The sequence below is a fragment of the Polaromonas sp. genome, from assembly GCF_039930745.1.
Classification (GTDB): domain Bacteria; phylum Pseudomonadota; class Gammaproteobacteria; order Burkholderiales; family Burkholderiaceae_C; genus Polaromonas.
The window spans coordinates 1-8,609 of sequence record NZ_JBDTTH010000124.1; the positions used below are offsets into that span (position 1 = coordinate 1).

General features: G+C 64.7%; 8 protein-coding genes. 5 read left to right on the forward strand and 3 right to left on the reverse strand.

All coding sequences use genetic code 11. The features are described 5' to 3' along the window. Window positions 1-115: 115 nt before the first annotated feature. Window positions 116-1,315: a lytic murein transglycosylase gene (locus ABI660_RS21740; protein WP_348072078.1), complete on the reverse strand. Its 1,200-nt coding sequence runs from the start codon at window positions 1,313-1,315 to the stop codon at window positions 116-118. 308 nt (window positions 1,316-1,623) lie between these two features. Beyond that, on the reverse strand, window positions 1,624-2,175 hold the full coding sequence (locus ABI660_RS21745) for a carboxymuconolactone decarboxylase family protein (protein WP_348072064.1): 552 nt from the start codon (window positions 2,173-2,175) through the stop codon (window positions 1,624-1,626). Between the two features lie 53 nt (window positions 2,176-2,228). Between ABI660_RS21745 and dapF the strand changes: the two genes are divergently transcribed. From dapF to ABI660_RS21760, 3 genes are read left to right on the forward strand one after another with little or no spacing between them, the layout of a single operon-like run. Further along, window positions 2,229-3,116 carry a diaminopimelate epimerase gene (gene dapF, locus ABI660_RS21750; RefSeq protein WP_348072066.1) on the forward strand — a complete coding sequence of 296 codons (888 nt, stop codon included), beginning with the start codon at window positions 2,229-2,231 and terminating at the stop codon, window positions 3,114-3,116. Between the two features lie 32 nt (window positions 3,117-3,148). Further along, window positions 3,149-3,844: a DUF484 family protein gene (locus tag ABI660_RS21755; RefSeq protein WP_348072068.1), complete on the forward strand. Its 696-nt coding sequence runs from the start codon at window positions 3,149-3,151 to the stop codon at window positions 3,842-3,844. Between the two features lie 24 nt (window positions 3,845-3,868). Continuing rightward, complete coding sequence (locus ABI660_RS21760; RefSeq protein WP_348072070.1) at window positions 3,869-4,867, forward strand: tyrosine recombinase XerC; 999 nt, start codon at window positions 3,869-3,871, stop codon at window positions 4,865-4,867. Between the two features lie 297 nt (window positions 4,868-5,164). Here ABI660_RS21760 and ABI660_RS21765 read toward each other — a convergent pair whose 3' ends face one another. Beyond that, the gene (locus tag ABI660_RS21765; RefSeq protein WP_348072072.1) at window positions 5,165-6,928 is read right to left on the reverse strand and encodes a 7TM diverse intracellular signaling domain-containing protein; all 1,764 of its coding nucleotides are present in this window, start codon (window positions 6,926-6,928) and stop codon (window positions 5,165-5,167) included. Between the two features lie 63 nt (window positions 6,929-6,991). On the opposite strand from ABI660_RS21765, the gene ABI660_RS21770 reads away from it, so the two are divergent. Then, window positions 6,992-8,173, forward strand: coding sequence for a class I SAM-dependent methyltransferase (locus tag ABI660_RS21770; protein WP_348072074.1), 1,182 nt, complete (start codon window positions 6,992-6,994; stop codon window positions 8,171-8,173). A gap of 230 nt (window positions 8,174-8,403) precedes the next feature. Next, window positions 8,404-8,609, forward strand: a 206-nt coding sequence (locus tag ABI660_RS21775) for a GTP-binding protein (protein ID WP_348072076.1), incomplete at its 3' end; no start/stop codon positions are given.

Below are 8,609 nucleotides of genomic sequence, written 5' to 3' on the forward strand. Positions count from 1 at the left end.
ATCAATCTTGGCACTCGATGCCGTTTCCAGAAAGTGGGAAGTCCCTTCGTATTCCTTTCAGGCGGACCCCTTCGGCGGGCCGATTAAGTCAAAAATTGAACCGCGCAGCACAATCTCACTGCAGCCCCTGCAATAGCTCCAAAGTCGGATACCCATCCGCCGCCAACCCCACACTGCGCTGGTAACGGCGAATGCCGCTTTGCGTGGCCGAGCCCATCATGCCGTCGGGTGTGCCGCTGTCGAAGCCGCGCGCATTCAGCGCTGTCTGCAGCGCCAGCAACTGGCTGCGTGACAGGGGCTGCAGGTCGCGCGGCCAGGCGGCTTGCACGGCCGGCCCACCGGCCAGCGCCTGCGACAGCAGGCTGACGGCGAGCGCATAACTGGTCGAATTGTTGTAGCGAAGGATGGTGCGGAAGTTGGGGCCGACGATAAAAGCCGGACCGCGCGCGCCGGCCGGCAGCAGGATGGCGCTGTCGGGCAGGGCGGGCAGCGGCGCACCGTTGACAGAGCGCACGCCCAGCGCTGCCCAGGCCGAAGCCGGCTGCCGCGTGGCTGCATCGGCGAGGGCGTAGTCGAAGCCCGACGGCAAATACACTTCCATCCCCCACGGCTGGCCAGCCTGCCAGCCTGAGCGTGCGAGGAAGTTGGCGGTCGAGGCCATCACGTCGGGCAGGCTGCCCCAGATGTCGCGCCGGCCGTCGCCGTCGGCATCGACCGCATAGGCCAGAAAGTTCGAGGGCAGGAACTGCGTCTGGCCCATCGCGCCGGCCCAAGAGCCGATCATCTGCGCGCGGGTTATGTCCTTGTTCTGCAAAATTCTTAGCGCAGCGAGCAGCTGGGTGCGCGCCCAGGCCTCGCGCCGGCCCTCGAAACCCAGCGTGGCCAGGGCGTCGATGGTCGGGATGTCGCCGGTGTTGCTGCCGAAGTTGCTCTCCATGCCCCAGATCGCCGCCAGGATTTCTGCCGGCACGCCGTAACGCGCGGCTGCCGCGTCCACCGCAGGCCGCGCTTGTAGCAGCCGGTCCTGGCCGCGGGTTACGCGTTGCGCCGACGCTGCGCTGTCGAGGTAGTCCCAGACGGCACGCGTGGATTCGGGCTGCGCGCTGTCGGCCTCGGTCACGCGCGGAATGAAGCGGATGTCATCGAAGGCGAGCCGCAGGGTTTCCTCGCTGATGCCGGCGGTGCGCGCGCCGGTGCTGAAGTCGGCGATCCAGCGCGCGAAGCGCTGATCGCGTTCGACGTCACTGCTTGTGGCTGGCGCGGGGCTGCTGTTGGCCTGCGGCGTCTGCGCGCTGGCCGCCAGCGCGAAAATCATCAGCAGTGTTGGTGCCAGCCTGGAGAAGGCGGGCACAGAAAAACGGGGACGTGTTTTTTGCATGCTTTTGATTCTCGCCCCCTCATGGACGCAGGGGGCTCCGATGCCGTTTATACCCATGCCCCGCGGTGCGGGGACTTGTTCTAAGGAAGCGCTGAATAAGTCCTTGCGGATGTGCGGCAGCCGGATCGGGATGGGGTGCAAGGCGGATTTCGCAGCCAATAGCTGGCTATTGGCAAGAAATTCAACGCAGCAGACCGCCCGAGCCCGGCTGATCGCGCGCCGCAGGGGGCTTGTGCAGCGCTTCCTCAGCTATGCTCTTCCGGCGACACGCCCAGCGCCACCAGAAAACGCGCCACCATGTTGTAGGTGGCAATCGCGCTGGTCAGTTCGACCAGCTCGGTCGTATCGAAATGTTTGTGCAGGCCTTCGAACACCTCATCGCTGACTTTCACGTCGACAGTCATCTGCGCGGCGTAACGTACCACCAGTTGTTCGACAGGGCCGAGTGCCGGGTGATCTGCCGAGGCGCGCGCATCGGCCTCGACGACGGCGTTGAGCGCATCGAGCTCGGCCTGGCTGCCGCCGGCCGCCAGAAAATCCGGCGCGTGGTGTTTGTATTCATAAGCCGCGCCGGTCAGCAGCGCCACCGTGCAGATGCCCAGCTCGCGCAGCTTGCGGCTGGTGGGCAGGCCGGTGCGGACCGCGCCGAGGTAAATGTTCCAGGCGCGCGCCAGCGGCTCGCTCCAGAGCAGGGCCTTGTCGAGGTTGATCAGTGTGCCGCCGCGGCGTTTCAGGATGGCGTCCACCAGGTCCTGCGGTTGGGTTTTCAGGGCGGGCGTCCAGTCGGGAATGCGCATGGGGTGTCTTTCCTTGATGCAGGTGAGGTGTTGCCTCGGCGGATAATGCGGGCATGCTGATCCGATTTACCAAGATGCAGGGGGCAGGCAATGATTTTGTCATGCTCAACGAGACCCGCGAGCGCCTGAACCTCACGCCCGGCCAATACCGCTTTCTGGCGGATCGCCATTTCGGTGTGGGGGCCGACCAGATTTTGTCGGTGCGGCCGACCAGCGAGCCCGGCATCGACTTCGAGTACGTGATTCACAACGCCGACGGCGGTGAGGTCGAGCAGTGCGGCAACGGCGCGCGCTGCTTTGTGCGTTTTGTGCGCGAGCAGGGCTTGACCAGCAAGGACGCGGTCAAGGTCAAAACCCTGAGCGGTGTGATCGAGCCGCGCATGCAGTCCGACGGCCGCGTCACCGTGGACATGGGCGCGCCCATCTTCGATCTCGCGCGTGTGCCATTCGATGCCACCGGTTTGATGCCTGAAACCGTGAATTCATGGCAAAAATGGCCTCTAGCCCTTGTGGGATGGGCGCAAGCAGCTCCTGTTTTTGTAGCAGTTCTGTCCATGGGAAACCCGCATGCGGTGCAACTGGTGGACGACGTGGAGGCGGCGCCCGTGCTGCAGGACGGGCCACTGATCGAGAATCACGAGCGTTTCCCGCGGCGCGTGAATGCCGGCTTCATGCAGGTCGTCTCGCGCAGCCGGATCGCCCTGCGCGTGTATGAGCGCGGCGCCGGCGAAACCCTGGCCTGCGGCAGCGGGGCTTGCGCCGCGGTGGTGGCTGGCATACGCTTGGGCCTGCTGGATGCACGGGTCGATGTGCTTACCCATGGCGGCACGCTGACCATCGAATGGCAGGGCGGCCTGGATGCCAGGGCGGCGCCGGTGCTGATGACCGGGCCGGCCACCACGGTGTTTGAAGCCGCCATCAACGTTCCCGATCATCTGTAGATTTTGACGATTTAACCGAAAACCCCAACAACATGAATCCAAGCGAACACTCCATCCAGAACCCGATCACTGAAGACGACATTGCCAACTTCCTGGCCAATACGCCGGACTTTTTCGAGCGCCACGCGGAATTGCTGGCCACGGTGCAGTTGTCCAGCGGCCACGGTAGCCGCGCGGTGAGCCTGCAGGAGCGTCAGGCCGGCATGCTGCGCGACAAGATCAAGGCGTTGGAGTCGCGGGTTGTCGAGATGATCCGTTACGGCCAGGAGAACGTGGGTATTGCCGACAAGCTGCAGAAGTGCACGCTCAACCTGCTGCTCACGGCCCATGCGCGTGATTTGCCCGATACCATCGTGCGCGAGATCCAGACGCAGTTTTCGATCCCGCAGGCAGCTATCAAGGTCTGGCACGTGAACGGCATTTTTTCGGACGAGAACTTTTCCACCGGTGTCAGTGAAGACACGCAGGCCTTTGCGTCCTCGCTGACCGCACCGTACTGCGGTGTCAATTCCGGTTTCGAGGCGGTGGGCTGGTTGCCCGACCCGGCCCAGGCGCTGTCGGTCGCGCTGATTCCGCTGCGCCCGGGCAAGTCGCCCCAGGCTTTTGGCATGCTGGTACTGGCCTCGCCGGACCCGGAGCGCTTCCAGAGCGGCATGGGCACAGATTTCCTCGAACGCATCGGCGAGCTTGCCGGCGCGGCGCTGTCGCGCCTGCTGCCCCTGGGCTGAGCTGAGCCCCACCTGAACCAATGAATGGCCAAGCCCGCGCTGCCCGCAAACACCGATGGCGCGGCAGCGGTGCCCGAGGCCGACCCGCTGGTAGAGCGCTACCTCGAGCACGTGCGTGTCGAGAAACGCCTGGCGCAGCGAACGGTCGAGCTGTATGCGCTGGACCTGCAGAAGCTGCGGGCCAACTGCGCGCAGGCCGGCGTGGCATTGACGGGGGTGCAGAACATCCATATGCGGCGCTGGGTGGCCCAGATGCACAGCGGTGGCCGCAGCGGCCGCGGCATTGCGCTCATTCTTTCCGGCTGGCGCGGTTTTTACACCTGGCTCGGCCGCGAAGGCTTGGTGACCAGCAACCCGGTGCAGGATCTGCGCGCGCCCAAAGCCGCCAAGCCCCTGCCCAAGGCCCTGAGTGTGGACGAGGCGGTGCAACTGGCGGCGTACCCGGGGGATGACGCTGCGAACCCGTCGCTGGAGGCCAGAGACCGCTGCATCACCGAACTGCTGTACGGTTGCGGCCTGCGTATCGGCGAGTTGACCGGGCTGGACGCGGTGGCCAGCAGCCGGGCGCGCGGCTGGATCGATCTGCCGGCCGCCGAGGCGCATGTGCTCGGCAAGGGCTCAAAGCGGCGCAGCGTGCCGGTGGGCGGCAAGGCGCTTGAGGCCCTGCAGGACTGGCTGACCCTGCGCAGCGCCTGGGCCAAGGACGACGCGGCGCTGTTCATCAACCAGCGCGGCACGCGCCTGACGCCGCAGCACATCCGGGTGCGCCTGAAGCAGCGCTCGCTGCAGGCAGGTCTGGCCACGCCGGTGCATCCGCACATGCTCAGGCACTCGTTTGCCAGCCATGTGCTGCAGTCCAGCGGGGACCTGCGCGCAGTGCAGGAGCTGCTGGGCCACGCCAACATCACCACCACGCAGGTCTATACCCGGCTCGATTTCCAGCACCTGGCCAAGGTTTACGACGCCGCGCATCCGCGTGCAAGCCTGGCAGGCGGCAAACCGGCCGGCAAGACCAAGTCCTGACCTTGCGGCGCCACGACCGACGGTCCTTCGACAGGCTCAGGACGAACGGTGACTCAGTGGACGACCATGCAGGCCCCTCTGTTCAAGCAGGGGCCGCGGGTCCGGCTCTGCCGGCCCGCAGGCGCAACGCCCCCTCGGGGGGGCATCCTTCGACAAGCTCAGGACGAACGGAACACAGCGACCATGGAGGCTCTTCTCTTTTCAAGCAGGGGCCGCGGATCTGGCTCTGCCAGTCCGCAGGCGCAGCGGCCGCCTCGGGGGGCAGGGCGCTACACGTAGTGAGCAACCGTGGGAGCTCTATTTATAGTCAGGGATCATGAACACCGCACGCTTGCTTTCGGGCGGTATACCGGTCAGGCGCTGGGCCAGCCTGGCCAGCACGATTTCAGCCGTGGGGCCCTGGCGGGGTACCAGCGCATAGGCAACACGGACCTGGGCGACACAGTCTTCCGGCAGGCCCTTGTAAGGCATCAGGCAACGCGCGACGATGCGCGGCCCCAGGGTGGCGGCTTCTTCCGGGGACACCGGGCCTTCCACCACCATGCCAAAACGCTGTTCGCTCAAGCGTGCCGCGCTGTCGATCTCACGCGCCGTGGAGAGCAGCCGCGCCGCCAGGCGCAGCGGCAGCTCTTCGGCCGCCCGGCGGCCAAAATCGCGCTGTATCTGCTCGGTATTGACCAGGTCGATCATCAGCACGGCACCCTGGTACTTGAATCGTTCCGAGCGCGCGATCATGCGCATCACGCGTTCGGCAAACACCGACTCGTTGATCAGGCCGGTGGACGGGTCCACCCGGTCCAGCCCTTGGATCCGGCGCATGCTTTCCCGGCGCTGCTGGCTGCGCAGGACGAGGACAGCCAGCATGGCCGGCATCTGCAATGCCATACTGGCGAGCACACCCTGTTCGGTGGCAAAACTCAGGGGCACCCATTCCAGGTAGCGCGCAATCGCCAGCACCAGGCTCAGGGCAAAGGGTGCGGCGCTGAGCAGCAGCCATCCGCCAAAGCGGTCGCCGCGGCGCCAGGCCCACAGGTTAACCAGCAGCATCATCAGCGGCGCCAGCACCAGGTAAGGCAGGATCAGCTTGATGCGGATCGCGCTGTCGGTCACGCCAAGCGCCACCGACAGCGCAGCGCCGGCCAGTGCGGTGGCCCACACCAGGGCGTTGAGCATGCGGGAGCGCTGCACCAGTGACACCATGGCGGCATTGAGCAGCATCAGCGACACCAGCATCCAGGTTCCCAGCACGACCAGCGAGCGGTCTGTCCAGTCCGGTGACTCAGGCCACAGGTGCAGGCCTCCCACGCCGGTGATGGCCGCCTGCGTCAGGCCGATCAGCACGGAGCAGGCCGCGAAATACAGATAGGCCCGGTCCCGCAGCCAGAAGGCTCCGGCGAGGCCAACGACGCAGCCCATCAGCGCCAGGCCGAAATAAGCCCCCAGGAAGAGAGACACCTGCTGCTCGGCGCGCAGCAGGTGGCCGGAGCTAACAAAACGGATAGGGGCGCTGAAACCCTGGGCGTTTTCGATGCGCAGCAGGTAATGCGTCGGGTTTTCTGCGTTGAAATTGACCACCAGCAAAGGATGCCGATGCGGCACCGGCCAGTTGCCGATGGGTGTCAGGTCGCCGGCGCGTTGTTCTATCCATTGCCCGACGCTGTCCAGGCTGTACAGCGACGCCCGGTCCAGCGCGGGATAAGGGATCTCAAGCAGCCAGCGCTCCATGTCGGGCGCCGGCGGTACGGTGAAGCGTATCCACAGGGATTGTCCGGGCTGCAGGGGATAGATGCCGCGCGCCGGCGTGCTGTTCCAGGCCAGTCCACCCTGACTCGCAACTTGCGCTGCTTCCAGTTTGATTTGCTCGTCAATCCAGTAGTCTCCCCAGTCCGCCAGCGCGACGGGCTGCTTGTCGGCATCCAGGTCCAGCACCGTGCGGGCCCCGGCTGAAAGGCCGGCAAGGGCGAGCAGCAGGGCCAGCGCGAAGGCCAACAACATCCGCAGGGGCCATGGAGCCCTTGTCCTGTTGCCGGCAACATGCGCCGAAAAGTCGCTAAAAATCATCAACTATTGTCGCAAATTCCGCCGGCCGGTCACCGAGGGTTTGCCAGCCGCGACAATAGCGGCATGAAATCAATACGGCTGAGAGAAGGCAAGGAGCGTTCGCTACTGCGGCGTCACCCCTGGGTGTTTGACGGCGCAATTGCCCGTGGCGGCGGTGATGCGGGAGAAACCGTTCGGGTCGAAGGCCATGAAGGCCAGTTCCTCGGCTGGGCGGCCTTCAGCCCGAGTTCGAAGATTCGTGCACGCATCTGGAGTTTTGACGAAGCCCAGCGTATCGATGCCGCTTTTTTCAGGGCCCGCATCGCCACTGCCATCCGGGCCAGGGAGCGTTTTGACATCCAGAGTGACGGGCGGCGCCTGGTGCACGGTGAGTCCGACGGCCTGCCCGGCCTGGTGGTGGACCAGTACGCCGACACGCTGGTAGCGCAGTTTTCAAGCTGCGGTGTCGAGCGCTGGAAAAGCGTGATTGTTGATGCCTTGTTGGCCGAGACCGGGCTCACCCGGCTGTACGAACGTTCGGACGCCAGTGTGCGTTCGCTGGAGGGCTTGCCGGAGGCGACAGGCTGGTTGGCCGGTTCGGGTGCGACCGACCTGACCATCACCGAGCATGGCTGGCAGCTGGGCCTGGACATCGCCACGGGCCACAAGACCGGCTTCTACCTCGACCAGCGCGACAGCCGCCGCAAGTTTGCCGAGCATGCGCGGCGCCTGCAATTCCAGCGCGTGCTTAACTGCTATTGCTACACCGGTGGCTTTACTGTGGCGGCTCTGGCCGGCGGCGCAGCCCATGTCACGTCGATCGACTCGTCCGGTCCGGCGATTGAAAAAGCCAAAGCCAATGTGGCGCTCAACGGTTTTGACGCGGACCGCACCACCATGCTGGATGCCGACGTCAACGCCTCGCTGCGTGCGTTCCACAAGCAGGGCCAGACCTTCGACGCCATCGTGCTGGACCCGCCCAAGTTTGCGCCCACTGTCGCCCACGCGGAACGGGCGGCGCGTGCCTACAAGGACATCAACCGCATTGCGTTGTCCATCCTGGCGCCGGGCGGCGTGCTTTTCACTTATTCGTGCTCAGGCGGCATCAGCGCCGACCTGTTTCACAAAATCGTCGCATCGGCGGGCACAGATGCCGGGGTGGATGCCTTCATCACCGAGCGCCTAGGCGGAGCGCCCGACCACCCGATGACCGTGAGTTTTCCCGAAGGCGAATACCTCAAGGGTCTGGTGCTGCTCAAAAAATAGAATTTTGAACGAAATGTGGCCTCAGCCCTTACCCACTGGGCGCTAATAGCTATCAATAACGTAGCGACTGGCTGCTGACGAGGCCGAAAAACTTGACAGCGTCTGTAAAGTGGCGAGTAAGCCTTCCGGGGGACCCCTACCGGGTCACAGGGCCTTGACTTGAACGCTAAACTCCCCATCTTCACGGGTCCATCGATCCCGTTTTCCACGTATTGTTTTAGGCACACACCATGAGTTTGATTCCCGTGACCATCCTGACCGGTTTCCTGGGTTCGGGCAAAACCACGCTTCTGAAGCGCATCCTGACCGAGGCCCACGGCCAGAAGATCGCCGTGATTGAAAACGAGTTCGGCGAGGAAAACATCGACAACGAAATCCTCGTCAACGACACGCAGGAAAACATCATCCAGATGAACAACGGCTGCATCTGCTGCTC

Bases quoted from the DNA above. Each gene is read 5' to 3' on its own strand.
- ABI660_RS21740 (WP_348072078.1), bottom strand. From the start codon at position 1,315: ATGATTTTCGCGCTGGCGGCCAGCGCGCAGACGCCGCAGGCCAACAGC.
- ABI660_RS21745 (WP_348072064.1), bottom strand. From the start codon at position 2,175: ATGCGCATTCCCGACTGGACGCCCGCCCTGAAAACCCAACCGCAGGAC.
- dapF (WP_348072066.1), top strand. From the start codon at position 2,229: ATGCTGATCCGATTTACCAAGATGCAGGGGGCAGGCAATGATTTTGTC.
- ABI660_RS21755 (WP_348072068.1), top strand. From the start codon at position 3,149: ATGAATCCAAGCGAACACTCCATCCAGAACCCGATCACTGAAGACGAC.
- ABI660_RS21760 (WP_348072070.1), top strand. From the start codon at position 3,869: ATGGCCAAGCCCGCGCTGCCCGCAAACACCGATGGCGCGGCAGCGGTG.
- ABI660_RS21765 (WP_348072072.1), bottom strand. From the start codon at position 6,928: ATGATTTTTAGCGACTTTTCGGCGCATGTTGCCGGCAACAGGACAAGG.
- ABI660_RS21770 (WP_348072074.1), top strand. From the start codon at position 6,992: ATGAAATCAATACGGCTGAGAGAAGGCAAGGAGCGTTCGCTACTGCGG.